Origin of the sequence: Rhodococcus sp. SGAir0479, from assembly GCF_005484805.1 — a bacterium.
In the GTDB taxonomy this organism is placed as follows: Bacteria; Actinomycetota; Actinomycetes; order Mycobacteriales; family Mycobacteriaceae; genus Prescottella.
Genome location: NZ_CP039432.1, coordinates 1,394,094 through 1,420,838, shown reverse-complemented (window position 1 = coordinate 1,420,838; position 26,745 = coordinate 1,394,094). Strand labels below are relative to the sequence as shown.

General features: G+C 69.3%; 26 protein-coding genes. 9 read left to right on the top strand and 17 right to left on the bottom strand.

Annotation, left to right across the window (positions count from 1 at the left end):
- Positions 1–10 precede the first annotated feature (10 nt).
- The 3 genes from E7742_RS06660 to E7742_RS06650 form a co-directional block, all read right to left on the bottom strand.
- Entirely contained in the window at positions 11–1,522 is a 1,512-nt protein-coding gene (locus E7742_RS06660) for an RsmB/NOP family class I SAM-dependent RNA methyltransferase (RefSeq protein ID WP_137798235.1), read from the bottom strand.
- Entirely contained in the window at positions 1,519–2,442 is a 924-nt protein-coding gene (fmt, locus tag E7742_RS06655) for a methionyl-tRNA formyltransferase (protein ID WP_137798234.1), read from the bottom strand. The genes E7742_RS06660 and fmt overlap by 4 nt, the downstream gene beginning before the upstream one ends.
- Positions 2,443–2,563: 121 nt before the next feature.
- Positions 2,564–4,288: an alpha/beta hydrolase gene (locus tag E7742_RS06650; protein WP_137798233.1), complete on the bottom strand. Its 1,725-nt coding sequence runs from the start codon at positions 4,286–4,288 to the stop codon at positions 2,564–2,566.
- A gap of 137 nt (positions 4,289–4,425) precedes the next feature.
- Between E7742_RS06650 and E7742_RS06645 the strand changes: the two genes are divergently transcribed.
- On the top strand, positions 4,426–4,632 hold the full coding sequence (locus E7742_RS06645; RefSeq protein ID WP_137798232.1) for a hypothetical protein: 207 nt from the start codon (positions 4,426–4,428) through the stop codon (positions 4,630–4,632).
- Between the two features lie 9 nt (positions 4,633–4,641).
- On the opposite strand, the gene E7742_RS06640 is transcribed toward E7742_RS06645, so the two are convergent.
- On the bottom strand, positions 4,642–5,643 hold the full coding sequence (locus E7742_RS06640) for an esterase/lipase family protein (RefSeq protein ID WP_254699179.1): 1,002 nt from the start codon (positions 5,641–5,643) through the stop codon (positions 4,642–4,644).
- A gap of 211 nt (positions 5,644–5,854) precedes the next feature.
- Here E7742_RS06640 and corA point away from each other — a divergent pair, with 211 nt between their 5' ends.
- The 7 genes from corA to E7742_RS06605 all read left to right on the top strand — a co-directional run bounded on the left by corA (position 5,855) and on the right by E7742_RS06605 (position 11,337).
- The gene (corA, locus tag E7742_RS06635; RefSeq protein ID WP_137798230.1) at positions 5,855–6,871 is read left to right on the top strand and encodes a magnesium/cobalt transporter CorA; all 1,017 of its coding nucleotides are present in this window, start codon (positions 5,855–5,857) and stop codon (positions 6,869–6,871) included.
- Between the two features lie 67 nt (positions 6,872–6,938).
- Complete coding sequence (locus E7742_RS06630) at positions 6,939–7,286, top strand: EthD domain-containing protein (RefSeq protein ID WP_137798229.1); 348 nt, start codon at positions 6,939–6,941, stop codon at positions 7,284–7,286.
- 105 nt (positions 7,287–7,391) lie between these two features.
- On the top strand, positions 7,392–7,943 hold the full coding sequence (locus E7742_RS06625; RefSeq protein ID WP_137798228.1) for a hypothetical protein: 552 nt from the start codon (positions 7,392–7,394) through the stop codon (positions 7,941–7,943).
- Between the two features lie 72 nt (positions 7,944–8,015).
- Positions 8,016–8,642: a hypothetical protein gene (locus tag E7742_RS06620; RefSeq protein ID WP_137798227.1), complete on the top strand. Its 627-nt coding sequence runs from the start codon at positions 8,016–8,018 to the stop codon at positions 8,640–8,642.
- A gap of 115 nt (positions 8,643–8,757) precedes the next feature.
- Entirely contained in the window at positions 8,758–9,258 is a 501-nt protein-coding gene (locus tag E7742_RS23150) for a DUF6278 family protein (protein ID WP_175420423.1), read from the top strand.
- Between the two features lie 122 nt (positions 9,259–9,380).
- A complete protein-coding gene (locus E7742_RS06610) occupies positions 9,381–10,235 on the top strand; it encodes a PHP domain-containing protein (RefSeq protein ID WP_137798226.1) in 855 nt (284 codons plus the stop codon).
- Positions 10,236–10,461: 226 nt separating this feature from the next.
- The gene (locus E7742_RS06605) at positions 10,462–11,337 is read left to right on the top strand and encodes an AraC family transcriptional regulator (RefSeq protein ID WP_137798225.1); all 876 of its coding nucleotides are present in this window, start codon (positions 10,462–10,464) and stop codon (positions 11,335–11,337) included.
- Positions 11,338–11,390: 53 nt separating this feature from the next.
- Here E7742_RS06605 and E7742_RS06600 read toward each other — a convergent pair whose 3' ends face one another.
- Positions 11,391–12,290: a hypothetical protein gene (locus E7742_RS06600; protein WP_137798224.1), complete on the bottom strand. Its 900-nt coding sequence runs from the start codon at positions 12,288–12,290 to the stop codon at positions 11,391–11,393.
- Between the two features lie 110 nt (positions 12,291–12,400).
- On the bottom strand, positions 12,401–12,994 hold the full coding sequence (locus tag E7742_RS06595; protein WP_175420422.1) for a SipW-dependent-type signal peptide-containing protein: 594 nt from the start codon (positions 12,992–12,994) through the stop codon (positions 12,401–12,403).
- A gap of 302 nt (positions 12,995–13,296) precedes the next feature.
- On the opposite strand from E7742_RS06595, the gene E7742_RS06590 reads away from it, so the two are divergent.
- A complete protein-coding gene (locus tag E7742_RS06590) occupies positions 13,297–13,827 on the top strand; it encodes a hypothetical protein (protein WP_137798222.1) in 531 nt (176 codons plus the stop codon).
- Positions 13,828–13,861: 34 nt separating this feature from the next.
- Here E7742_RS06590 and E7742_RS06585 read toward each other — a convergent pair whose 3' ends face one another.
- From E7742_RS06585 to E7742_RS06535, 11 genes are all read right to left on the bottom strand, one after another.
- Positions 13,862–14,224 carry a hypothetical protein gene (locus E7742_RS06585; RefSeq protein WP_137798221.1) on the bottom strand — a complete coding sequence of 121 codons (363 nt, stop codon included), beginning with the start codon at positions 14,222–14,224 and terminating at the stop codon, positions 13,862–13,864.
- A 119-nt stretch (positions 14,225–14,343) separates the two neighbouring features.
- Positions 14,344–16,365 carry a primosomal protein N' gene (locus E7742_RS06580; protein ID WP_175420584.1) on the bottom strand — a complete coding sequence of 674 codons (2,022 nt, stop codon included), beginning with the start codon at positions 16,363–16,365 and terminating at the stop codon, positions 14,344–14,346.
- 21 nt (positions 16,366–16,386) lie between these two features.
- Positions 16,387–17,598 carry a methionine adenosyltransferase gene (gene metK, locus E7742_RS06575; protein ID WP_137798220.1) on the bottom strand — a complete coding sequence of 404 codons (1,212 nt, stop codon included), beginning with the start codon at positions 17,596–17,598 and terminating at the stop codon, positions 16,387–16,389.
- Positions 17,599–17,767: 169 nt separating this feature from the next.
- Positions 17,768–19,051 carry a bifunctional phosphopantothenoylcysteine decarboxylase/phosphopantothenate--cysteine ligase CoaBC gene (coaBC, locus tag E7742_RS06570; RefSeq protein WP_137798219.1) on the bottom strand — a complete coding sequence of 428 codons (1,284 nt, stop codon included), beginning with the start codon at positions 19,049–19,051 and terminating at the stop codon, positions 17,768–17,770.
- Between the two features lie 14 nt (positions 19,052–19,065).
- The gene (rpoZ, locus tag E7742_RS06565) at positions 19,066–19,350 is read right to left on the bottom strand and encodes a DNA-directed RNA polymerase subunit omega (protein WP_207390550.1); all 285 of its coding nucleotides are present in this window, start codon (positions 19,348–19,350) and stop codon (positions 19,066–19,068) included.
- Between the two features lie 85 nt (positions 19,351–19,435).
- A complete protein-coding gene (gmk, locus tag E7742_RS06560; protein WP_137798218.1) occupies positions 19,436–20,002 on the bottom strand; it encodes a guanylate kinase in 567 nt (188 codons plus the stop codon).
- Between the two features lie 78 nt (positions 20,003–20,080).
- Positions 20,081–20,401, bottom strand: a complete 321-nt coding sequence (gene mihF, locus E7742_RS06555; RefSeq protein WP_007535578.1) for an integration host factor, actinobacterial type — start codon at positions 20,399–20,401, stop codon at positions 20,081–20,083.
- Positions 20,402–20,880: 479 nt separating this feature from the next.
- Positions 20,881–21,714: an orotidine-5'-phosphate decarboxylase gene (gene pyrF / locus E7742_RS06550; RefSeq protein ID WP_137798217.1), complete on the bottom strand. Its 834-nt coding sequence runs from the start codon at positions 21,712–21,714 to the stop codon at positions 20,881–20,883.
- Positions 21,711–25,046: a carbamoyl-phosphate synthase large subunit gene (gene carB / locus E7742_RS06545; protein ID WP_137798216.1), complete on the bottom strand. Its 3,336-nt coding sequence runs from the start codon at positions 25,044–25,046 to the stop codon at positions 21,711–21,713. The genes pyrF and carB overlap by 4 nt, the downstream gene beginning before the upstream one ends.
- Positions 25,046–26,206 carry a glutamine-hydrolyzing carbamoyl-phosphate synthase small subunit gene (gene carA, locus E7742_RS06540; RefSeq protein WP_137798215.1) on the bottom strand — a complete coding sequence of 387 codons (1,161 nt, stop codon included), beginning with the start codon at positions 26,204–26,206 and terminating at the stop codon, positions 25,046–25,048. The genes carB and carA overlap by 1 nt, the downstream gene beginning before the upstream one ends.
- The gene (locus tag E7742_RS06535) at positions 26,203–26,745 is read right to left on the bottom strand and encodes a PH-like domain-containing protein (protein ID WP_137798214.1); all 543 of its coding nucleotides are present in this window, start codon (positions 26,743–26,745) and stop codon (positions 26,203–26,205) included. The genes carA and E7742_RS06535 overlap by 4 nt, the downstream gene beginning before the upstream one ends.

Sequence of the window (26,745 nt, the reverse complement as noted above, 5' to 3'; positions counted from 1 at the left end):
GGCCGGCCGGTCAGGCCTCCAGCGGCCGCCGCAGCGCCGCCATGAACATCGCGTCGGTGCCATGGCGGTGCGGCCACAGCTGGACGCCCGGGCCGTCGCCGAGCCCCGGCACCCCCGGCACCAGTTCCCTGGTGTCGAGCGGGATCGCGCCGTGCCGGCGGACCGCGTCGGCCACCACGGCGACGGTCTCCGAGAGATGCGGTGAGCACGTGGAGTACAACACCACACCACCCGGTCGGACCAGCTTCAGTGCCGACTCGAGCAGTTCCCGCTGCAGCTTGGCGAGGCCCGCGACGTCCGAGGGCTGTCGCCGCCACCGCGCCTCCGGGCGCCGGCGCAGCGCGCCGAGCCCGGTGCACGGCGCGTCCACCAGGATCCGGTCGAAGCCGGGTTCGAGCCCGGGATCGCGCCCGTCCGCGACATGGACGTCGACGGGCAGATCCCGCGTCGTCTTCCGGACCAGGTCGGCTCGATGTTCTGCCGGTTCGACCGCGTCCAGGCGTCCGCCCTCGATGTCGGCGAGTGCGCCGAGCAGGGCCGCCTTGCCGCCGGGTCCGGCGCACAGGTCCAGCCACCGTCCGCCGTCGGGACCCTCGAGCGGTGCCAGCGTCAACGCGCGGGCCACCAGCTGGCTGCCCTCGTCCTGGACGCCCGCCAACCCCTCCCGCACGGCATCGAGCAGGCCCGGGTCGCCGCCGTCGAGATGCACCGCGTACGGCGAGTACGGGCCGACCTCGCCGCCGGTGACGAGCGCGAGTTCCTCCGCGGAGATCTCGCCGGGCCGCGCCACCAGGTGCACCGCGGGCCGCGCGTCGTCGGCGCGCAGGACGTCCTCGAGGTCGCCGGCGTCCGCGCCGAGCGCGTCGGCGAACGCCTGCGCGATCCAGGTGGGATGCGCGTACCGGAAGGCGAGGCGGCCCACCGGATCCGTCTTCGCGTCGGGCGCAAGCTCGGCCACCCATTCGTCCTCGGTCTTCTCCGACACCCGCCGCAGCACCGCGTTGACGAAACCGGCCTTGCCCGAGCCGGCCTCGGCGCGCACCAGGTCCACCGATGTCGCGACCGCGGCGTGCGGAGCGACCCGGGTACGCAGCAACTGGTAGGCACCGAGTTCGAGAACGTCGAGCAGCGGTCCGTCGATCTCCTCGATCGGCCGACCCGCGCAGCGCGCGATGATCGCGTCGAGCAGTCCGCGGGCCCGCGCGGCGCCGTAGGCCAGCTCGGTCGCCAGGGCGGCGTCGCGGCCGTCGAGCCGGCGCTCCCGAAGCAGCCCCGGCAGAACGAGATTGGCGTAGGCGTCACGCTCGCGGACCGCGCGCAGAACGTCGCGGGCCGCACGCCGCGGCTGGTCGAGCGCCGCCTGTGCCGGGTCGGGCCGATGCGCCTGCCGGGGCCGGGTGCTCCGGTCGTTCCGTCGTCCCCGGCCGCCCTGACCGCCGCCGCTCCGGCCGCCCTGAGCGCCCCCACTCCGGCCGCCCTGTCCCGGCGCACCCGACCGCCGCGGCCGCTTCTCCTCGGTCACTGTGCCCGCGCCTCTCCGTCGAGGCGGGCCCCGCGTGCCCAGTCGAGAGCCGCCATCTGCTTCTTGCCCTGCGGCTGAATCTGGTTGAGCCGCACCGCGGTGGTCGACGTGCCTACATAGAAGCCGTCCTTGCGGATCTCGAGCCGGCCCGGCGGCAGCGAGTCCTCCACGAGCGTCACCGGACCCACCTTCACCCGCAGATCGCCGATCATCGTCCACGCGCCGGGGGCCGGCGTGACCGAACGGATGTGGCGGTGCACCGCGAGCGCCGGCTGGTCCCAACGGATGCGGGCCGACTCCACCGTCACCTTCGGTGCGTGCGAAATGCCGTCACGCGGCTGCGGAACCGCCTGCACCGCGCCGTCCTCGATGCCGTCGAGCACGCTCTCGAGCAGCATCGCGCCGCTCTCGGCGAGCCGTCCGAGCAGTTCACCGGCGGTGTCGGTGGTGCGGATCGTCTCCGTCACCACGCCGTAGACCGGGCCGGTGTCCATGCCCTCGTCCAGCGCGAACACCGTCGCGCCGGTCACCTCGTCTCCCGCGTTGATCGCGGCCTGCACGGGCGCGGCGCCACGCCAGGCCGGCAGCAGGGAGAAGTGCAGGTTCATCCACCCGTGACGCGGGACGTCGAGGACGGGCCGAGGCAGCAGGTTCCCGTACGCGACCACCGGACACGCGTCGGGCGCGAGGGCGAGCAACCGCTCGAGAAACTCGGGATCGGACGCCGACTTCGGCGTCAGCACCTCGATACCGTGCTCGTCGGCGAGTTGCCCGATGGGCGAGCGCACGAGTTTGCGACCACGCCCGGCGACGGCATCGGGCCTCGTGACCACGGCCACCACCTCGTGCCGCTCGGACTCGATGAGCCGCCGCAGCGACGGGACGGCCGGATCGGGCGTTCCCGCGAAGACGAGCCGCATCAGCGTCGTCCCTCCACCGCGGTACGACAGATGGTTCGGTGGATGGTGGTCACTGAGTTCACGAGGGCGGCTCCCGGAGCGTCGAATCCCGGCGGCGCCGGAAAGAGGTTCTCCCCGGATTCTACGGAGCACTCCCCTCGCCGGTCAGCGCCGCCTGGACACGGGCGGTATCGGCGCCCGACCATCCCTCGGGGTGCAGGATCCGCGCCCACATCCCCGCGGCCTCGGGCCCGTACGCGTGACCGTGTCCCGGCGGGACGCCCGCGGAGAACACCATGTCGAGCGTCACCTGCCAGAACGTCACGAACGGCATCCACGTCATGTGGGGATCGACGTCGCGTCCCCGCGGTTCGCGCAACCAATCCGGCTCGTGGAAGAGCAGATCGGGCGACCACCACACGATCGGGTCGCTCGCGTGCTGCCAGTAGACGATCCGCCGCGGCCCCCACGCGCCGCCGAGGTCGAGGTCCTCGGGCTCGGACGCGAACCGCACCGCGGCGCCGTCCCCGACGATCGGGAGGATCTCCGACGAGCCGGGGTCGCGGTCCGCCGTCACCTCCTGCCACTGCGGGGTGAAGTTGGGCGTCCCGACCCACAGCCCCCCGTCCACGCGGACCGCCATGTCCTGGTAGCCCGCGAACGCGTTCTGCCCGCCGTACGCGCCGAGGCTCTCGCCGAAGACGACGAGTCGCGGACGCGTCTCGACCGGCAGATCGATCCAGCGCGCGAACACCGCGTTGAACAGCGCCCGCCCGGCGGCCTGCGGGGTCTCGCGGTCCGCGATGAACGCGAGCGGGCTCGGCAGGAACGAGTACTGCATGGACGCGATCGCGGTGTCGCCACCGGCGATGTACTCGAGCGACGACGCGACGTCCTGGTTGACCCAGCCGCGCCCGGTCGTCGTGTTGACCGCCAGCACCTGCCGCTCCCACGCCTTCGTCCGGTCCAGTTCGGCGACCACCAGATCGGCGACGGCCGCGACGGAGTCCGCCGATTCACGACCGGCGTAGACGCGGATCGGTTCCTGCGCGGGGCGGCCGGTCACCGCGGTGATCTCGGCGGCCCCCGGTCCGCGGCCCACGAACGTGCGGCCCTCCTTGCCGAGGGTGTCCCACGCTTGCGCGGACGCCGGTGAACCGCTGCGCTCGGGCATTGTCGGCTGTTCGACGCCCGGTGCGGTCGCGGTGTCGGCCCCCGAGAAGCTCCAGTTGGCGAAGGCGATCAGGCCGTTGTAGAGCGCCCCGTTGACGATCAGGACCGCGAGCACCGCGGCCACCACGAGGCCGGCCACGTTGGCGGCAGGACGCGGAACCACCCGCAGGGCCAGGCCGGTGAGTCGACGGGTTCCGACGCGGATGCCGCGAGCCGCCTCGAGCAGGACGAACCACACGGCGACGGCGATGAGGAACACCAGCAGCACGTTCGCCTCGCTCGTGCGCTCGACGCCCACGAGGTCACGAACGTAGTTCTGCCACACCGCACCGAGGGCGAGGAACACCGGGACCAGCACCACCGAGGCGACCCCGAGAACCCACCAGCCGACCCGGCGGGTGAGTGGGGACCACGACGGCCGGATCCCGCACGAGCGGACCACCCAGGCCGCCAGGCACCCCGCGCCGTACCCGGCCGCGACCGAGATCCCGGTCGCCAAACCCTGGAGGTACCACACCCGCGGCAGCAGCGACGGACTCATCGACCATGTGAACAGGACCAGCGCGACGGCCAGACCCACGGGGTGCAGCCGGCCCCCGTATCCCCGCAGCCGGGCCCGGAGCCGGCGGCGCGGGGGATCCGCCCCCGCGGCTCCCGGAGCGACGGTGTCGGACACGCGGGTCGCAGCGCTCATGGCCCGAACACTAGGCGTCGGTGTAGGCCACGGCGCCGATTCTCGCGGGAAACACCGCAGCGTTCTCGGAGTGTGCGCTGTACTCGATACGACGGTGTCGCCCACCGCGCACCTACGAGCATCGATCGGAGCCGAACATGACCGGGATCGCCCACAAGTTCGCCAAGGCCTTCGAATCGCGTCCGGTGGACGATCTGGCCGACGCACCGGTGACCGCCCTGCGCGGTGTCAGCGAATCGGATGCCGAACATCTGCGCGCCGCCTTCGGTATCCGCACGGTCCGAGACCTCGGCACCAACGAGTACTTCCTCTGGGCGCACGCGGTCGCGACCCTGGCCGACTGACGTCCGCCGTCAGGAATTGCTCGCGATGATCATGTCGAGGATCCCGGCGCCCAACGGCACCGGCGCGCACTCCGGCGCGGGCGCCGCCGGGTCCAGCGTGCGCAACGCGAGTCCGAGCGCGAACGGGTCGTAGACCATGTTGAAGTGCCCGCCCTCGTTCTCGGGGCACAGGTCCTGCACCGTCAGGTTCACCGCGCCCGGTCCGCGGAGCGCGATGTTGGTGTACGGCTGGATCATCTCGTCGTAGCGCGATCCGATGGTCGTGTACTGCGGGCCGGGCACGGTGTCGCCGCCCGCGTTCAGTGCCGTGAGGAAGTCCGATCCCTGCATCTGCTGACTGATCGCCTCGGACGTGAGCCACTCCGCGATCCGGTCCGGGTGCGGCAACGCCTGCAACAGCGGGACCAGACCGTACATGTTGCCGCCGTACGTCGGCGACGCCATCCCCACCCAGCGGCCCACCAGCCGATCGCCGCCGAGGCGGTTGACGAAGTACCGCGCCACGGTCGCGCCTTGCGAGTACCCGACCACGTCCACCTGGCCCGAGTCGGTCGCCGCCCGGATCCGGTCGACGAAGTCCGCGAGCTCGCCGGCGCTGCGGGTCATGTCGCCGCGGGCGTACTTGCCGGGCTTGCCGTCCGCCCCGTAGTTGAGCGCGAACACGCAGAATCCCCGAGCACTCAGCAGTGGCGAGAGCGCGGCCCAGTCGGTGTACGCGTCCGAATCGCTCCCGTGTACGAGCACGACCGGATTGGGATGCGCGGCGCCGGGCCGGCACTCGAAATCGTTCGCCCCCGCCGGCGCGGAGTCGGGATGTTGCTCCGCGTACCGCAGCGCCGCCGCGTGCCGCGTCTGCACGGGACCCGGCACCTGCGGGACGACGTATCCCTGGTCCGGTCCCTCGAGCGAGCCGGAACCGAACGGCGCCGCCCCGGCACTCGCTCCGGATCCACCCACCACCGCCAGGGCCGCGACCACCCCGACGACAACCGTCCGTATCGATCGACGCACGTGTACCTCCTGCGGCCCCTCGGGCCCCGGACTCTGTCTATCAAGCCCGCCGCCGCTCTGTCGCCGGCAGGTACCGGTGGGCAGGATAACGATCGCGGAACGAAGTCCGGTTCCGGGTGGCGCGGGATCGCCGTGGCCTCTCCCTGCAACCGCGCGCTGCCCACCCGAGCGTGATGCAATATGGCGGACTCGCGACAAGAACGGGGCGCGCATGACCATCGTGGACAACGCCGTCTACGTCGACGGCGTTCGGATCGACACTCCGCGGACACTCGACTCCACCTACGAGACGATGAACCGTCTCGGCGGCATGGCATGGATCGGACTGTATCGGCCGGACGCCACCGAGATCGAATCGCTGGCAACCGAATTCGGGCTGCACCACCTCGCGGTCGAGGACACGATCGCGGCACACCAGCGTCCCAAACTCGAGCGGTACGACGACATCCTGTTCGTCGTGCTGCGGCCCGCCCGCTATCTCGACGACGTCGAGAAGGTCGAGTTCGGCGAGGTGCACCTGTTCGTGGGCCCCAACTTCGTGGTCACGATCCGGCACGCCGAGTCGCCCGATCTCGGGCAGGTGCGACGCCGGCTCGAGGCGCAACCGGAGCTGCTGCGACTGGGCCCCGAGGCCGTGCTCTACGCGATCCTCGACCAGGTGGTCGACGAGTACCTGCCGGTCGCGGCGGGGCTCGAGAACGACATCGACGAGATCGAGAACCAGATGTTCACCGGGGACCCGGCGGTGGCGCGACGCATCTACGACCTGTCCGGCGAGGTCATCGACTTCCAGCGCGCGACCCACCCGCTGGTCGAGATGCTCGGAGCGCTCGAGCGGGGGTCCGACAAGTACCACGTCGACGTGGAGCTGCGACGGCACCTGCGCGACGTCCTCGACCACACGCTGCGCATCGGCGAGCGCGCCGACTCGTCGCGGGCCCACCTGCAGACTGCGCTGTCGGTACACGCGACGCTCGTCGCGCAACGGCAGAACGAGGAGATGCGCCGCCTCACCGTGACCAGCCTGAACCAGAGCGAAGAGGTGAAGAAGATATCGTCCTGGGCGGCAATCCTTTTCGCGCCGACGCTGGTGGGGGCCGTGTACGGGATGAACTTCCACGACATGCCGGAGCTGGGCTGGCAGTTCGGCTATCCCGTCGCGCTGCTGCTCATGGTCGCGACGTCCGTCACGCTGTACGTGGTCTTCAAACGGCAACGGTGGCTGTGAGACCGGGGCGTCCGGTGGGCGAGATCACACCTGTTCCGCGCGGCCGCCGCGGGCGTACGGTCGGCCGATGATCAAGGCCGTAGCCCTCCTCGCCCGTCGTCCGGACCTCACCCACCACCAGTTCGTCGAGTACTACGAGAACAACCACGCGAAGCTGATCCGCAGTCTCCTGCCGCAGATCGTCGAGTACCGCCGCAACTATCTCGACCGGGGCACCGCGATCGGCGCCGACGGCGCCACCGACCCCGATTTCGACGTCGTCAGCGAGTTCGTGTTCGCCGACCGCGCCGGCTACGACGCGATGCTCACCACCCACGCGCGACCGGAGGTGGCCGCCGCGATCGAGGCCGACGAGAAGAATTTCCTCGACCGCTCACGCACCCGGATGTACGTCGTCGACGTCCGGGAGAGCTGACCGATCCCCGTGGGCCCCGGGACGGGGATCGGCCGGTCGCAGACGCGACGTCGGTTCGGCGAGGTCGGCATCGAATTCGGCACGGCGCACCTACCGTATCTACGCATGACCATCACCGCTCGCGCTGGGCTGGCCATCCTGGCCGCGGCCGCCCCACTCCTGCTCGCCGGCTGCGCTCCCGACAGCCCGACCGCGGAGCCGACGGCGAGCGAGCCAGAGTCGACAACTGTCGACGCGTCCGAGGGGCCCGCGGACTGCGCCGCGCGCGCGTGGTACGGCAACGTGGACAGCTTGTTCGGACGGGAATGGCTCCTCTCGTACAAGAAAAACCCGTCCACCTCGGGTGTGACGCTCACCCGCTGTCACTACCTGCACCACCCGAGCCTCGAGCTCGAGTCGGCGAGTGAAACAGCACTCGAGGCCATGACGGGAGACCTCGTTCTGCCCGCATCGATCATCGCCGACGGCATCGAAGTCCGGAGTACTCTCCTGGCACTACCCGACGCGCCCGAGGTGGGTCACCGGTGCCCCGGACCGGGGGTCGCGGCCTTCGACCAGGTCAGCGTGCTCGATGACCGCGGAACGCCGGTGGCGAAGTTCCAGACCAGCGAGCACGGAAGTGCTTGTGGGATATTCCACGTGATTCCCTGGGCGTGACATCTCCGGTGCGAACGTGCCTGACGGCCCAGCCACACGCGAGTCGGCAACACGAAATGCTTCACTGGCACGATGACCATCGGCAAATCCGCTGCGGATTCCCGAACGCGCCACTACCTCCACTACTTCTCGCGATACGTCACGGCCTGTGCCAGCGGACTTCTCATCGCAGGATCGATCGTGCTGGCTACACCTGGGACCGCATCTGCCTGCTCGTGCGTCAGCAGCGAAACACCGGAGGAAGCCGTCTCGCACGCGTCCGCGGTCTTTGTCGCCCGCGCGACCGACAAGGTCTCGGACGGGTTCACCGACACTTACGAATTCGAGGATTCACAAGTATTCGAGGGTGATGTGAGCTCCACAACGACAGTCGGCACCCTCTCGAACGGCAACGGGTGTGGAACCAGCTACCAAATCGGGGACGAGTACCTACTCTTCGTCTCCAAGCCGTACGACGTCGATGCCGCGTGGGAAGGCCACGCCTGCGGCCCGTACACCGGCGCCCCGTTCGACATCCGATCCGTCACCGAGAAGGTGTACGGGCCACCCCACCCTCCCCGAGAAGCCGCACCCACGGCCGCGATCAGTTGGCAGACCCGGATGACCGCCGCACTACCGACGCCGGTACTGGCGATCGCTGGACTCGCCTTGGTCGGATTGATCGGATGGAGCGCCTTGGTGTTCCGCAGACGCCGGTGAGCGCGTGGTGAGCGCGGTCTGGACCAGGTGAACGCGTGCCGGTCCCCGAATATCCGGTGTGCGACAGTCCGGCCAGGACGCCGTGGACCGTCGCGGATCGCGTTAGCGTCGCACCATGCCTCCCATCGAGAACTGGCTCGACATGACCCTCTCCAGCTCAGTCAGCTCCCGCCTACCGCTCGTCGTCCAGCGACTACTCAAAATCGGTCCCCGCTACGGGATCGCGCGCGGCATCGTGCTCTACGGCCCCGGACCCAGCGGCGGTGTCCTGGACGCGCGCTCACCGCTACTCGAACCGACCGAACTCTGGCAGTGGCTCGCCGACCACGACGAACCCCACGACCGGACCCGCGGCACCCTCACAGCCACCGAACGGCGCCTCTCCCAGCTACAAGACGACCCCGACCTCCAACACCAACTCTTCACCCAGATCGGGCTGCTTCTCGGACAAGCCCTCACTCACGCCAACCCCGAAGCCCACTGGACCGTTTGGCCCAACGGGCACCCCGTCGTCCGCACCCCCACCACCGACGTCGACGTCACAGCCGCCGCGCACAACTACCTCGCCAACCACGGTCCTGCCCCCACCACCATCCTCGACGCTCACACACCCTGAACAACACTTGGACATCTCCGTCCTCGCGAACACCACCGTCCGCGTCCCCATCGAGTCGATCGCTCGATGCGTGCAGGCCCGGAGCACGGCCCCTGCACCCATCCGTCCTCGCAGGAGTTCTCGTGCCCACTCGTCTTCCCGCCGACAGCCACGTCCACTCCGAATGGTCCTGGGACACCGGCGGACCCTCATCCTCCGCCGCCGGCCGCATGCGCCTCATGTGCGAGCGCGCTCTCGCGATCGGCTTGCCCGCCGTCGTGTTCACCGAACACTTCGACTTCGACAGCACGTGGCGCACCGAACCCGAAGACCTACTCCCGCACCAACAGTCGCTGCTCGACTCGCGCGGATACCTCGCGCCCCCGCCCCTGGACATCGTCGGCTACCTCGACAGCATCGACCGCTGCCGCCACCGTTTTCCCGAATTGACGATCCTCACCGGCGTCGAGTTCGGCCAACCGCACCTATACGCCGACAACGCTGCCGAGCTCGTCGATCTGTCTGCCATCGACCGTGTCAACGGCTCCTTACACACGCTGAAGGTCGGCGAGGACCGCTACGAACCCAACACGCTCTACCGACAGTGGCATCCAGACGACGTAGTCAACGCCTACCTCGACGAGATTCCCCGGATGGTCTCAGGGGCAGACGAGTTCGAAGTGTTCTGCCACATCGACTACGCCGTCCGAGCATGGCCCACCGCTGCCGGCCCCTTCGACCCCCGCCATTTCGAGGAGCGATTCCGGACCGCCATGAAAGCGATCGCCGACAGCGAACGAGCTCTCGAAATCAACACACGACGACTACGGCCGTGGATACCCCAGTGGTGGAGCGAAGAAGGCGGACGTGCCGTCACCTTCGGCAGCGACGCACACGTCCCCGAAGCTCTCGCCGACAACTTCCCCGAAGCCGTCGCGATGATCGAGCACCACGGATTCACTCCCGGCCGCCGGCCAGAAGACTTCTGGACCCGCTGATCCAGGTGGTGTCCACGCGAGGAGGGGGTGTTTCCGCTGGGCGAGGGTTGCCGGTTGCTCGCACAGACACCACGAAAGAGAGGGCACGTGCACACCTCTTGCTGAGCCCTTGGGAGGGTTCTCTCGGTACCTGCGCCGCATCAGCAAGCATCTGATCGAATCGGGTCGCAGCGATCGGGCGCGGCCGGGGCGCCCTCGGCGAGGGTAGACATCGAAGGGAGGGCTCGTGATCTCGTCACTCAACCGGCTCGTCGACCTCGTCGAGCAACACCTCACCGAGGAGTTCGACGTCAAGGATGTAGCCAGGGCGCTCGGTACGACCGAACACCACCTGCGCAGGATGTTCTCATCACTGGCCGGTATGCCGCTGTCGGAGTACGTCCGCCGACGCCGGATGACCGTCGCCGCGGCCGCAGTCGTCCGGGGCGAGGGCGATCTCCTCGGCATCGCCGTCCGGTACGGATACGGCTCGACCGAGGCATTCGGGCGGGCGTTCCGGGCGGTGCACGGTGCGGGCCCGAGTGATGTGCGTCGCGACGGAGGCCCCCTTCGAACACAACCGCAACTCAGGTTCCACCTGAGTGTCGAAGGGAGCAGACCGTTGGACACCCGCATCGTCGACCAGCCCGCGTTCCGGCTCGTCGGACACGCCGCCCGCGTTCCACTGATCCACCAGGGCGTCAACCCGCACATCGAACGACACATCGCCGCGTTGCCACAGGAGGAACATCTGCGGTTGAAGGCCCTCAGCGAGATCGAGCCGGCGGGTTTGTTGGCAGTCTGCGACGACCTCGACCCGGATCGTGCCGAGGGCAGCGAACTGACCTACCTGCACGGCGCTGCCGTCTCCCGCGACACCCCTACGCCGGAGGACCTCGATACCATCGAGGTGCCGGCCGGCAGGTGGGCGGTCTTCCACACCAACGGACCGTATCCGCAGGTTCTGCAGACCACTTGGGCCGCGACCGCAACCGAGTGGTTTCCATCCAACCCGTGGCGTTCGCGGCCGGGTCCGGAGATCGTCGCGGTGTCGGAACGCGCGGACGACTTCAGCACAGCGACATGTGAACTGTGGCTTCCCGTCGAGCCGGCCGCTGGCTGACCGGGCGGTGCGCAGCGCCCCGGCGGGCCCGGACCACGTGATTCACAGCTCCGTCAGCTGATCTCGCACGTGGCAACGTCCATGTACCGGACCTCTCCATCGACGTTCGCTACCGCGATTCTGCCGTCGCCGTTGTCCTCGATCGTTGCGGCACCGGGGATTTCCGCGTTGCACTGTTCTGTGTCGTCCAAGAGAATCACCACCGAAGTCGACCCGTTCTCGTCGACCAGTTTCGCCGTCCGCCCCTCACCGAGATCGATCGGTTCGACGTCCGGACTGGGTGGCGTCGAGGACGACGTGGGAACTTCGGACGGCGGTCGCGTCGTGGTGGGCTCGGTCGGCGATAGCGCGGTCGAAGGTGGCGTGGTAGCCGACGTGCTGGTGGAAGGGGCGTCCGACCCACTCGGCGGCGCGGTCGGCGTCGACGAAGGCGTCGGATCGCCAGGATCGGGCTCGGCCAAGCCGAACGACTGAACAGACTCTACTTGCCTGGGCCCCAGCTCTGCGGGCGTCCAGGCGGTCTGATTTTCCCAAGCTTGGTTCTCGACATTTTTGTAGTTTCCGCTACATTTCGTTCGACTGGATACCAGGTCGCCGTACGTGAGTCCCGCAGCCCTGTATCCACTCGACGTAGCCGGACCATTGAGCGTGTGCAGGCGGACAAATCTCTCCTCGTTGCGCGGGACGGTGATACCGGTGACGGACGTTTGCGACGCGGGCAGATTCTGCGGCGTACCTACCACCGTGCCGTCCGAGGCTTTCACATAGACAATTCGATACCCCGTCGCCCCGGGCACTGCATTCCATTTGATATTCGCGCGCTCGCTGACGGAAAAGCCACTGGTGGTGCACTCGAAACCGTTCGCCAGCGGCGTGGGATAGTAGTTTCCCGTCGCGATCCTCGACACGTTCGCCGCGGATGCGTCGGTGAACGCGGCCAGCGTGCTGGGCACTTCCGACACCCCCCACGTCACGAGCGCGATACCGGCGGCCGCGAGGGCGGACCGTAGCGACACCGTTCGGGAGCAGAGATTCCGGGGCTCGAGCACGCTGATTCTCCTCACTACTCGCCGGCTCGAGGGCCAGCCGACGCTGGCGGGGCCGTGGCTGTGAACTGGAACGTAGCGCCGAGGTACTTCATCCGCGTGTCGTCGGGCGCCGATGAACTCAGGGTGATCTGGAAACACAGCGTGTCCTGGGCCTTCGATGCGAGAGTCCGCGCCGGAACGAGGTCGACCGGCGCCTTGGTCGACAACGTCGTCGAACTGATCGGCGTACCGCCGGCGCACGTTGCTCCGTTGCTGCTTCCCCCGTTCCTCACAGCCACGGTGAGGCTGTTCGCAAGGCTGGAGTCGCCAGTTGTGATGACCTTGGCGACGTACGAGAAGTTCGTGGTACCAGTGTTTTGCACGGGCAGCATTGCGGCGACGCTGTCACCGCGAAGCATGCCGGTCTTCTCCAGCGCCGCGAAGCGGTGGGTGGGACGCGATCCGTCCAACTTCATTTCGATTGTGCCAGTGGTGAACACACCGCTGGTCGCACTGGCGTTGTCGGACCACGACGCCAACGTACCCACCGCGCCCAGTCCCAGAAAAATCCCCAGGGACAACACCGCCTGTGTACGCGTCCGGGCGTGCCCACTGATACGTCCAGCCATCCGAAATCCCATGAGCCTTCCCGGTGTCGAGGATTCCTCGGTGCCCGGATCGTATATTCGTACGGCGGTTTCGTCCCGGCGAGAACGACTCGGACCGGAGCGCGAATGACGTTTCCAGCGGAACGGGGTACAACTCGGTGTCCGAGAACAGTGACGCCGTTATCGCCCGCGCGGGCACGGGAGACGACCCCGGCACACGTACAAATTGCACGGTCGTTCCAAGAGAATTGGCCTGCGATGTCGGTTCGGTGGTGAGTAGCGTCCGGAGTATGAATTTTCGAGCAGCTGTCACGGCGACTGCCATGGCTGTCGCCGTCACTGGCTGTGCAGGTACCGGTGCCGACGACCAGGTCACCACGGCGACGAGTCCACCGCCACCGAGTGAGCCGGCACTGCTCTACTCCGCCGCTCTGCGCCAATTGATCCTGGTCGACAATCCGTTCGCTCGGTCGCCGTCGAAAGTGGAGCATGTCTATGTCGTCGATGGCGCCGCCTCGCGTAGCGCGGAGTTGGCCATCGCAGCCGACGGTCCACAGTTCAGCCCTGACCTGAAGAAGGAGATCACCGAACAATCCACCGATCTGCCGCCAGTCGAATTCGTGACGGAGCCCGAGCAACATACCGATGTCGGACGGGTAGGGCTGACCGGAGTCGAGAATGACGGTGTCGTCATCGGGCTCGCCGCACCCCAGTACCAAGACGATGGGACGGTTCGGATCGGTACGGGGCTCTGGTGCGGAATCGACTGCGGAATCGCACTCGCCTACGTCCTCGAGCGCACCGAGGAGCACTGGGCCGTCACAGGAACGACCGGCCCCGTCACCATCTCTTGACTCCGCCGGGGCGCAGAGCAGTCGCGCAGGACGATCACCACATCGAGAGCTGATCGCTGCCGCCCTGCGGCGACCTGCGTCGTCGTGGCGGTTTCTCCGGCGCCTGCGCGGCGGGCTCTCTCGTGAGCAGCCCTGCACGCCGTGCCCTGTCGACTTCGGGTCGCGCGTCCACCCCGGCGGCCTCGGCGATTGCGATTTTCACCCGTGCGCGGTGCGCCCGCGCGGCGTGGCCGGCATCGGTTTCCCGTGCAGCCCAAGCCTGCCGCCAGGCCTCGGAGCCAGGCTGCGGTGCGCCCAGAACGGCGTCGGTGGCACGCTCGAGCAGGACGTCGATCTTCTCCGCGACCGCATCGGCGGCCTCGGCGATCGCATCGTGTGGCACTTCCCGCGCGCCCATACCGCGAAGTGTAGGTCCAGGCGCCGACGTATTTCGGAGGTTCGGGCGCCGCCGTGCCGGTATCGGGGTGCGCGCGACCACTCACGCCCCGGGTTGTGCGTCGTCGACGCGCGGAAGATCTAGCCGATCCGCAGCGGATCCACCTGGACCCGTACCGGCCCCGCGGAGCGGCGAGCGCTGCGGACGGCCTGCGCCTCGGCGAGGCCCTTCGCCAGTGCCCGGCCCGCGCTGCGCGGCACTCGCACCAGCATCCGCTCCACCTCGTCCGGTTCCGGCTCGTCGCTCGAGAACGGCAGCCGCTCGCCCGGCGGGAGCGGCACCGGTCCCAGCACCTCCGCCCCGTCGGGCAGCGCGGCCAGTTCCAGAATCTCGGCGACCGTCACGCCGGTGCCGTCGACCGCCGCCATGTGCACCGCGGGCGGGAATCCGACTTCCGCGCGTTCCCCGAGCTGGCCACGCGCGTGCCAGACGGGGTCCCAGCGCACCAGCGCCTGGACGGTCGGGATACCCGAGTCAGCCACGACGACCACCTGCCCCCCGTCGGCGTGTGAGCGCACGAGCGCCGACGCGGTCATCCACCGCCGCAGCGTCTCCTCCGCGGCCCGCAGATCCGCGCGTCCCAGCAGCGCCCACCCGTCAAGCAGCAACGCGGCGCCGTAGCCGCCCGGCATCACCGGTTCGGCGCCCACCGTGGACACGATCAATTTCGGCCCCGGGTCGACCTCCGCCTTGACGTCGGCGCCACCCGAGGTGTGCACTGCGACCCCGGGGAACGCGCGGCCGAGTTCCTCCGCGGTACGCCCGGCCCCGACGACGACGGCCCGCAAGGCCCGCGCCCCGCACGCGTGACAGCGGTGATTCGTGTCGGCGACGCCGCACCACTTGCACGTCGGCGAGCCGGCACCGTCCGGACCCGCGGCGGCGGGCAATGCCAGCGGACCGTTGCACCGACGGCAGCGCGCGGGCGTCCGGCACTTGGCACACGCCAACGACGGCACGTAGCCACGTCGCGGAACCTGAACCAGGACACCGCAACCCGCCGCCAGTGCCTCACGGGCGGCGGCGAAGGCGATGGCCGGCAACCGCGCGGCGCGGGCACCGGGATCCCGCGCGAGCGCGTGGTCGCTGTCCGCGAGCGCCGTCACCTTGGGGGCACGCACGCGGACGACGTCCCGCGCCGCGACCAGGTCGTGGGCCCAGCCGGAGTCCACGAGCGCCTGCGCCTCCGCGGTCCGCGCGTGTCCGGCCAGCACGAGCGCGCACCCGGTGTTGTGGGCGCGCAGCAGCGCGACCTCCCTGGCATGGGGGTACGGGGACCGCGGCTCGGCCAGGCTGCTGTCGCCGTCGTCCCACACCACCACGAGTCCGAGGTCCGGGGTGGGGGCGAACACCGACGCGCGGGTCCCGACCACGACCCGCGCGGTCCCCCGCAGGGCTGCCAGCCACCGCCGGTACCGCGCGGACGGTCCCAGTCCCGCCGCCAGTCCCACGACGTGCTCCGAGCCGAGCAGACTCGCGCACGCCTGCACCAGACGGTCGAGGTCCCGCTGGTCGGGTACGACGAGCACCACGCCGCGGCCGGACGCGGCCGTCGTCCCGGCCAGTTCGGCCAGGCGCGCGCACCAGTCCTCCCCCGGCAACGCCTGCCACACCGCGCGCGGGGCCCGGCCGGCGCCGAGCGCCTCGACGAAGTTGTCCCCGTACACGTACGACGACCAGGCGGTGGCGTCGACCGCCGGCGCGGCGGGTGGCGGAACCGGTTGGCTCGCTTCGGATTCGACCTTGGCGTGCCGCGGCGGGACGGCCAGGCGCAGCACGTCGGCGCGCGTGCCCGCGTACCGCTCGGCGACGGCGTCCACCAGCTGCTGCACCTCGGGCGTCAGGACCGGCTCGCCGGACACGACACGGTCGAGCCATGCGAGCTTGCCACCGTGCTCGCTCGTCTCGATCCGCTCGAGCAGGAAGCCGTCGACCAGCCGGCCCGAGAACCGCACCCGCACCCGGACGCCGGGGCGCGCCTGTTCGTCGAGCTCCGCAGGAACCAGATAGTCGAATTCCCGGTCCAGATGCGCAACAGGAAGCAGCGGCAGCACCCGCGCCACGGGCGCGTGTGCTGCCGCTGTCTTGTCAGGGCCGGTCAGCGAGCGGACTTTCGGTGCGCGTCAGAGACCGGCGGCCGCGCGCAGCTTCTCCGCGCGGTCGGTGCGCTCCCAGGGCAGATCCACGTCGGTGCGACCGAAGTGGCCGTACGCGGCGGTCGCGCCGTAGATGGGGCGCAGCAGGTCCAGGTCGCGGATGATCGCACCCGGACGCAGGTCGAAGACCTCGCTGATCGCCCGCTGGATGGTCGCGACGTCGACCTTTTCGGTGCCGAACGCCTCGACGAACAGACCCACGGGCGCCGCCTTGCCGATCGCGTACGCGACCTGGACCTCGATACGGTCCGCGAGCCCGGCCGCGACCGCGTTCTTGGCCACCCACCGCATCGCGTAGGCCGCCGAACGGTCCACCTTCGACGGATCCTTGCCGGAGAAGGCGCCGCCGCCGTGACGGGCCATGCCGCCGTAGGTGTCGACGATGATCTTGCGCCCGGTGAGGCCGGCGTCGCCCATCGGTCCGCCCAGCACGAACTTGCCCGTCGGGTTCACCAGCAGGCGGACGTTCGAGGTGTCGAGATCGATGGTCAGCTCGGACAGCACGTGGCCGAGCACCTTCTCCCGCAGATCCGGGGTGAGCAGGTTGTCGAGGTCGATGTCGGCCGCGTGCTGGGTCGAGATGACCACGGTGTCGAGGCGGACCGCACGGTCGCCGTCGTACTCGATGGTGACCTGGGTCTTGCCGTCCGGACGCAGGTAGGGCAGCACACCCGTCTTGCGGACCTCGGTGAGGCGACGCGAGAGGCGGTGCGCCAGCGCGATCGGCAGCGGCATCAGCTCCGGGGTGTCGGTGCACGCGTAGCCGAACATCAGGCCCTGGTCGCCGGCGCCCTGGCGCTCGATCTCGTCGTCCGCGGTCCCGCCGACGCGGGCCTCGTGCGAGTGGTCCACACCCTGGGCGATCTCGGGCGACTGCGCGCCGATCGCGATGTTCACGCCGCAGGAGTTGCCGTCGAAGCCCTTGGCCGAGGAGTCGTAGCCGATCTCGAGGACCTTGTCCCGAACGATCTTGGGGATGTCGACGTACGCCGACGTCGTCACCTCGCCGGCGACGTGGACCTGCCCGGTGGTCACCAGCGTCTCGACCGCGACACGGCTGCGCGGATCCGCCTCGAGCATCGCGTCGAGAATGGAGTCACTGATGGCATCACAGATCTTGTCCGGGTGACCTTCGGTCACGGACTCACTGGTGAATAGCCGCTTGCCGGACGTGCTCACAGATCTCCCTCTCGACGTTTGTCCGGAGCCGACAATGCGAAACTCCTGTATCGCATTCCCTCGGCCCCGCTACGACACCTGAGTTGATTTTCGTTTCTACTTCTATTCAATACCGCAGTCGGCGACTGTGCCAGGCGCGAGCCCGGTGCGCCGCCGACCGCAGGCCCCGCTATCGGGGAGCCAACAGCCCCGCGACCGCATCGAGCACCCGGCTGGCCATCAGCGCCTTGGAGCCGGGTTCGATCGCCGTCTCCGTTCCGTCGGCACCGAGCAACCAACCGTCGTTGTGATCGACCTCGAACGCCTTGCCGTCGCCGACGGCATTCACGACGAGGAGGTCGCAGCCCTTGCGCGCCAATTTCGCGCGCGCATGGTCGAGAACACTGCCCGACGCGTCTCCCGTCTCCGCCGCGAAGCCCACGATCGCGGTGTCGGACGCGAGGGTGCCGTCTCGCCGAGCCTGCACCAGTCCCGCAAGAATGTCATCGTTTTTGATCAGCGGAATCGAGTCCGGTTCGCCGGCGCCCTTCTTGATCTTGCTGGTCGCGACGGAGGCCGGACGGAAGTCCGCCACGGCGGCCGACATGACCACCGCATCGGCGTCCACGGCGTGCTTCATGACGGCTTCACGCATCTGCTCGGCGGTGCGGACGTCGACGACGTCCACCGCGGCCGGGTCGGCCAGTTCGGCGGTCGCACCCGCGATCAGCGTCACCTGCGCACCCCGCTGGGCGGCGAGACGGGCGATCGCGAAGCCCTGCTTGCCGGAGCTGCGGTTGCCGAGGTACCGGACCGGGTCGAGCGGCTCACGCGTGCCGCCCGCGGAGACGACGAGACGGCGACCTTCGAGGTCGCGGGGCAGCGCGCCGGCCCGCTCGAGCAGCAACGACGCCAGACCGAAGATCTCCTCCGGTTCGGGCATGCGGCCCGCCCCGGTGTCCTTGCCGGTGAGCCGGCCCGACGCCGGTTCGACGACGATGTTGCCGCGCTCCCGCAGCGTCGCCACATTCGCGACCGTGGCGGGGTGCTCCCACATCTCCGTGTGCATCGCCGGGGCGAACACCACCGGACAACGGGCGGTGAGCAGGGTGGCGGTGAGCAGGTCGTCCGCCCGGCCGGCCACGGCGCGGGCCATGAGGTCCGCGGTGGCGGGGGCGATGACGACGAGATCGGCCTCCTGGCCGAGACGGACGTGAGCCACCTCGGGCACGTCGGCGAACACTCCCGTCTCGACGGGACTGCCCGACAGCGCCTCGAACGTGGCCCGGCCGACGAAGTTGAGCGCCGACTCGGTCGGGATCACCCGGACGCGGTGACCACTCTCGGTGAAACTACGGATCAGCGCACAGCTCTTGTAGGCGGCGATACCCCCGCCCACGCCGACGACGATCCGCCGGGGGGCGTCGGAGCCGCCGGCGCCCTCAGCTGCCGCGCCGGACTGCGGACCGGGCACGGGCCCTCCTCCGCTCACTCGCCTTCGGTGTGCTCGAGCAGGTCGGCGTGGATCTCGCGGAGCGCGATCGACAGCGGCTTCTCCTGCAGGCCCGGCTCGACCAGGGGGCCGACGTACTCGAGGATGCCGTCGCCGAGCTGGTTGTAGTAGTCGTTGATCTGGCGGGCACGCTTGGCCGAGTAGATGACCAGCGCGTACTTCGACGACGTGCGCTCGAGCAGTTCGTCGATGGGCGGATTGGTGATGCCGAGCGGGGTGTCGTAGGCAGGCAGGGCGCCACGACCTGCGGTGTCGGACACAACTGCTTCGGTGCTGCTCACTCGGTTACTCCTGAACTGGACTCGAAAGTGCCAAATTGAATGTCGGAATAGCGGGCGGCGCCCGTCAGGGCTGCCGTCCAACCAACAAGGATACCAACTCGTCGCAGGCCCGGCTGACGTCCTCGTTCACGATGACCGTGTCGAACTCGTCCTGCGCGGCCAATTCGACCTTCGCGGTCTGCAGCCGACGCTCGACGACGTCGGCGGGTTCGGTGCCCCGGCCGGTCAGCCGCGACACCAGCGTCTCCCAGCTGGGCGGCGCCATGAACGTCAGCACGGCCTCGGGCATCGCGGCGCGCACGGAGCGCGCACCCGCGAGGTCGACCTCGAGCAGGACCGGCTTGCCGTCCGCGAGCGCCCGGCGAACCGGGGCGGCCGGCGTACCGGACCGCTGCAGTCCGCCGTGGATCTCCGCCCACTCCAGCAGGTCGCCGGCGTCGATCATGCGGTCGAACTCCTCGCGCGAGACGAAGTGGTAGTCCTGCCCGTCCACCTCGCCCGGACGCGGGTCACGAGTGGTGGCCGAGACACTGAACACGACCTCGGGCGCGCGTTCGCGGAGCAGTCGGACGACGCTCGACTTGCCGACGGCGGAGGGGCCGGCCAGAACTACCAGCCGGCCCCTCCGCACTGCGTCGCCACTCTCGACGGATGCCGGAGCAGCTGCGCTGCCTGACACCTGTTGTGCGTCAGCAATCACTTGTCGCGCTCAGGCCTCGAAATCGAAGCGCGCGAGCAGAGCCTTGCGCTGCCGATCGCCGAGGCCACGCAGGCGACGGGTCGGAGCGATCTCCAGCTCGGTCATGATCTCCTGCGCCTTGACCTTGCCCACCTTCGGCAGGGCTTCGAGCAGGGCCGAGACCTTCATCTTGCCGAGGATCTCGTCCTCTTCGGCATCCTTCAGGACCTGCTTCAGGTCGGTGCCGCCGCGCTTGAGGCGCTCCTTGAGCTCAGCCCGGGCCTTGCGGGCGGCAGCCGCCTTCTCCAGAGCAGCAGCACGCTGCTCGTCGGTCAACTGGGGAAGGGCCACGGTTCCTCCGTCTCGTCGTGTGCAAATCCGTCAACTCCCGGCGGGGCCGGGACGTCTACATCCCCCGGATAACCAGGGGCGATAGCGACCGTACTCACGCCGCGCGTCGATTGCTAACCCACCCCCGACGTCGCAGCCCGATTCGGGTGGGTTATGTGCTCGTTCGATGGTGCGTTCGAACACGGGTGCGGATGCCCGCGGAAAGTCCTCTCCCCACACCACCCGGCCCCCGCTGCAGGACTATAACCGCAGTTCAGCGCGGGTTTGCGAGGGGTGGAAGCGGAATGTCCCCGGGATTTCGGCGTGGCGTGGCACACAATTGCGCCGCCACGGCCCGCGGGGCCGCGAAAATCCGCGAAACTTTCCGCGCTCCAGCGCGTGTCGGCTCCCGGTCAGCGGGCCGCGGACGACGAAAGCCGGGCTCGGGACACCCCGAACCCGGCCTCGCCGGCACTACGTGCACACGTCCGCGGACGCGGTCAGTCCTGCAAGAACCCGAAGGCCTCCGCCGAGCGCGCCACCGCGTCCTGGAGCGCCGCGACGGACGGTCCTGCACGCAGGACCTCTCGCGACACGCTGGGCACCACCGAGCGCAGACAGTCCCCCGCCAGTCGGCGCACGTCGTCCGCGGTACCGCCCTGGTGCCCGACACCCGGCATGAGGATGGGGCCGTGCAGCGCGCCCAGATCCGGCGCGTCGGTGAGCGTCGCACCGACCACCACACCCACGGAGCCCAGCACGGCGGCTCCCGCGTTGCGCGCGGCCGCCTCGTCGACCATCACCTGGCTGATACGACGGTCCCCGGCCGTCGCAGACTGCACCTGGGCCCCCTCCGGGTTGGAGGTCGCGGCGAGCACGAACACCCCGCCGTGATTGCGCTCGGCCACCTCCAGTACGGGGTCGAGGGAGCCGAACCCCAGATACGGGGAAACCGTCACCGCGTCGGACTCGAGCGGCGAGCCCGCCTGCAGCCAGGCCCGGGCGTACGCGCTCATCGTGGACCCGATGTCGCCGCGCTTGGCGTCCGCGAGCACCAGCGTGCCGGCGTCCCGGAGCACCTCGACGGTACGTTCGAGGACGGCGAACCCGCCGGACCCGTACGCCTCGAAGAACGCGACCTGCGGCTTGACCAGGGCGACGCGACCGACGAACGCCTCCACACAGATTTCGGCGAACCGCTCGAGGCCGTCGACGGACTCGGGCAGCCCCCACGCCTGCAGCAGCTCGGGGTGCGGATCCACGCCCACGCACAGCGGGCCGTATCGGCCCAGTGCCGCGTGGAGCCGCGCCCCGAACGTCTCGGTGGACGTCACCGCTGCTGGTCCCGCAGCCGCGAGTGCAGCTCCTGCAGGGACTGGACCCCGATGTCGCCGCGGATGGCGGACTCGATGCCCTGCACGGCCGCCGAGGCGCCCTGCACGGTGGTGATGCACGGCACGCTCTTCGACACGGCGGCGCTGCGGATCTCGTAGCCGTCGACGCGCGGGCCGGAGTTGCCGTACGGGGTGTTGATCACCATGTCGACCTCGCCGTCCTTGATCTGGTCGACGATCGTGCGGGCACCCTCGGGGAGGTTCTCGCCGGACTGCTTGTGAACCTCCTCGCACGTGATGCCGTTGCGGCGCAGGACGTCCGCGGTGCCCTCGGTGGCCAGGATCCGGAAGCCGAGGTCGGCCAGCCGCTTGACCGGGAAGATCAGCGACCGCTTGTCCTTGTTGGCCACCGAGACGAACACCGAGCCGCTGGTCGGCAGGGAGCCGTAGGCAGCGGTCTGGCTCTTGGCGAACGCGGTACCGAAGTCCGCGTCGATGCCCATGACCTCGCCGGTGGACTTCATCTCCGGGCTCAGCAGCGTGTCGATGTTGGTGCCGTCGGCGCGGCGGAACCGGTTGAACGGCAGCACCGCCTCCTTGACCGCGACGGGGGCGTCCATCGCCGTCGTACCGCCGTCACCGGTGGCCGGCAGGATGCCCTGGCTCCGCAGCTCGGCGATCGACTCGCCCAGCATGACCCGGGCGCACGCCTTCGCGAGCTGGACCGCGGTGGCCTTCGAGACGAACGGCACGGTCCGCGACGCGCGCGGGTTGGCCTCGAGCACGTACAGGACGTCGTCCTTGAGCGCGTACTGCACGTTGAGCAGACCCTTGACGCCGATGCCCTTGGCGAGCGCCTCGGTCGACCGGCGGACGTTCTCGAGGTCCGCGCGGCCCAGCGTGATCGGCGGCAACGCGCACGCCGAGTCGCCGGAGTGGATGCCGGCCTCCTCGATGTGCTCCATCACGCCACCGAGGTACACCTCGGTGCCGTCGCACAGCGCGTCCACGTCGATCTCCACCGCGTCCTCGAGGAAACGGTCGACCAGCACCGGCCGGTCGTCGGAGATCTCGGTGGCGCGGGAGATGTAGTTCTCGAGCGACTTCTCGTCGTACACGATCTCCATGCCGCGGCCACCGAGCACGTACGACGGGCGCACGAGCACCGGGTACCCGATGCCGGACGCGATGTCACGCGCCCCCTCGAACGTGGTGGCCGTCCCGAACTTGGGCGCGGGCAGACCGGCCTCGGTGAGCACGCGACCGAACTCGCCGCGGTCCTCGGCCAGGTCGATGGCCTCCGGGCTGGTGCCGACGATCGGCACACCGGCCGCCTGCAGGCGCTTGGCCAGCCCCAGCGGCGTCTGACCGCCGAGCTGGACGATGACGCCCGCCACGGTGCCGGACTCGCACTCCGCCCGGTACACCTCGAGCACGTCCTCGAACGTCAGCGGCTCGAAGTACAGGCGATCGGCGGTGTCGTAGTCGGTGGACACGGTCTCCGGGTTGCAGTTGACCATGACGGTCTCGTACCCGGCCTCGGACAGCGTCTGCGCGGCGTGCACGCACGAGTAGTCGAACTCGATGCCCTGACCGATGCGGTTGGGGCCCGAGCCGAGGATCAGCACCTTGGGGCGCTCGGTCTGCGGCGCGACCTCGGTCTCGGCGTCGGGGTCGAGTTCGTAGGTCGAGTAGTGGTACGGCGTCTTGGCCTCGAACTCGGCCGCGCACGTGTCGACGGTCTTGTAGACCGGGTGCACGTTCAGCTCGGCGCGCAGCGCGCGGACCGCGTCGTCGTCGGCGAACTGCTGCGGGCGCAGCGCCGCGATCTGGCGGTCCGAGAAGCCGTGGTGCTTGGCGAATCGCAGCTCGGTCGCGCCGAAGGTCTCCGCGGAGCGGACCTTGTCCCCCAGCTCCACGATCTGCTGCATCTGGTCGAGGAACCACGGATCGATCGCGGTGGCGTCGAACAACTGCTCGAGCGTCGCGCCCAGCTCGAAGGCCTGCGCGATCTGGTACATGCGGCCGTCGGTCGGAACCTTGATCGCCTCGAGCAGCTCGTCGAGCGTGCCCTCCACCTCGGGCCCGGTCCAGTAGCCGGCCCGCTTGGTCTCGAGCGAGCGCAGGACCTTGCCGAACGCCTCGGTGAAGTTGCGGCCGATGGACATCGCCTCGCCGACCGACTTCATGGTCGTGGTGAGCGTGCCGTCGGCGCCCGGGAACTTCTCGAACGCGAACCGCGGAGCCTTGACCACCACGTAGTCGAGCGTCGGCTCGAAGCAGGCCGGAGTCTCCTTGGTGATGTCGTTGACGATCTCGTCGAGCGTGTAGCCGATGGCCAGCTTGGCGGCCATCTTCGCGATCGGGTAGCCGGTCGCCTTCGACGCCAGCGCCGACGAGCGCGACACGCGCGGGTTCATCTCGATGACGACCAGGCGGCCGTCCTTCGGGTCCATCGCGAACTGGATGTTGCAGCCGCCGGTGTCGACGCCGACCTCACGGATGATGGCGATCGAGAGGTCGCGCATCTTCTGGTACTCACGGTCGGTGAGCGTCATCGCCGGTGCCACGGTGACCGAGTCGCCGGTGTGCACACCGACCGGGTCGACGTTCTCGATCGAGCAGACGATCACGACGTTGTCGCTGCCGTCGCGCATGAGCTCGAGCTCGTACTCCTTCCACCCGAGGATGGACTCCTCGATGAGGACGTTCGCGGTGGGCGACGCGGCCAGGCCGCCGCCGGCGATGCGCTCGAGGTCGACCTCGTCGTAGGCCATACCCGAGCCCAGGCCGCCCATCGTGAAGGACGGGCGCACGACCACCGGGTAGCCGAGCTCGGCGACGGTGTCCTTGACCTCCTCCATCGTGTAGCAGACCCGCGAGCGCGCGGACTCGCCGCCGCACTTCTCGACGATGTCCTTGAACTTCTGGCGGTCCTCGCCGCGCTGGATCGCGTCGAAGTCGGCGCCGATCAGCTCGACGTCGTACTTCTCGAGAAGGCCCTGCTCGTGCAGCGCCACCGCGGTGTTGAGCGCGGTCTGCCCACCGAGTGTCGCCAGCACGGCGTCGATCTTGTTGCCGTTGGCGGCCTCACGGGCGATGACCTTCTCGACGAACTCGGCCGTGATCGGCTCGACGTACGTGGAGTCGGCGAATTCGGGGTCGGTCATGATCGTGGCCGGGTTCGAGTTGACCAGGCTCACGCGCAGTCCCTCCTCGCGGAGGACGCGGCACGCCTGCGTGCCCGAGTAGTCGAACTCGCAGGCCTGTCCGATGACGATCGGCCCGGAGCCGATCACCAGGATGTGCTCGAGATCTGTACGACGTGGCATTACTTCTTGACTCCCTCGAGCATGGTGGCGAAACGATCGAACAGGTAGGCGGCGTCGTGCGGGCCGGCCGCGGCCTCGGGGTGGTACTGCACCGAGAACGCCGAGTCGTCGAGCAGCCGCACCCCCTCGACGGCACCGTCGTTGGCGCACGTGTGGCTGACCACGGCGCGACCGAACGGGGTGTCGAACTCCTGACCGGCCTCGCCCTCGAGCGCGAACCCGTGGTTCTGCGCGGTGATCGCGATGCGTCCGGTCTCGTGCTCGACGACCGGGATGTTGATGCCGCGGTGCCCGAACTTCATCTTGTAGGTGTTCAGCCCCAGTGCCCGGCCCAGGATCTGGTTGCCGAAGCAGATGCCGAACAGCGGCAGCCCCTGGCCGATGACCTCCTTGGTCAGGTGCACGGCACCGTCGGCGGTGGCCGGGTCGCCCGGACCGTTGGACAGGAAGACCCCGTCGGCCTTGATGTCGAGGATGTCGTGCAGCGTCGCGGTGGACGGCAGCACGTGCACCCGCATGCCGCGCTCGGCGAACATCCGCGGCGTGTTGGTCTTGATGCCCAGGTCGATGGCCGCGATGGTGAAGCGAGCCTCGCCGCCGGCGGGCTCGACGACGTAGCCGTTCGGCGTGGACACCTCGCCGGCCAGGTCGGCGCCGAGCATCGACGGCTGCGTCTTGACCCGGTCGAGCAGGACATCCACGTCCGCGAGCGCGTCGCCCGAAAACACACCGGCGCGCATCGAGCCGCGGGTACGCAGGTGCCGGACGAGGGCGCGGGTGTCGATGCCGGCGATGCCGACGATCCCCTGCCGCTCGAGCTCGTCCTGCAACGACCCGGTGGCCCGCCAGCTGGACGTGCGGCGCGACGGGTCGCGCACGACGTAACCGGCGACCCAGATCTTCGACTCCGACGCGTCGCCGGTCGGGCCGACCGACTCGTCGTCCTCGTTGTTCCAGCCGGTGTTGCCGATCTGCGGTGCCGTCGACACCACGATCTGGCGGTGGTAGCTGGGGTCGGTGAGAGTCTCCTGGTAACCGGTCATGCCGGTGCTGAAGACGGCCTCACCGAGGGTCTGTCCCACTGCGCCGAAGGTGGTCCCGCGGAAGACGCGGCCGTCCTCGAGAACCAGCATCGCCGTATTGCTGTCAAAGCCGCTCATGCGTCTTCTCCGTTCTGCTCGACCTCACCAGAGCCCGCCGCATTCGCTGTGTCATCACTGTCTGTCTCACGCACCCATGCCGGGTACATCGTCTTGTCGTCTCCGCGGAATCCCGTGTCGATCTCGGTCCCGGTGGGCAACTCCCACCGGATCACGAGGACTCCGTCCTTCGTCATCACTTTTCCGGCCAGCCCGCGCTCGGTCCGGATCGCCCGGACCGACTCGTTCGGGATCCAGATCGCCGACGCCCCGTTCCGTTCGAGCAGGATGCCGCGCGACCAGCGGCTGAGCTCGCCGGTGGCCCGGTAGCCGATGTCGCCGACCGCGATGCGGTCCTGCCAGCTGGGGGCCATGGTGCTGCCCACGTACAGACCCGTACTCGGCGCGATCAGCTGCTCACCGAGGTCGGCCGGCACGGTCGGCAGAGCACCGATCCGGTCCGCCTGCCGTGCCGCGCGTGCCTTCCACCCGCGGTACATCAGGAACACCAGTAGCGCCCACACCACGATGCAGCCGACGACCCACAGAATGCGCTCCAT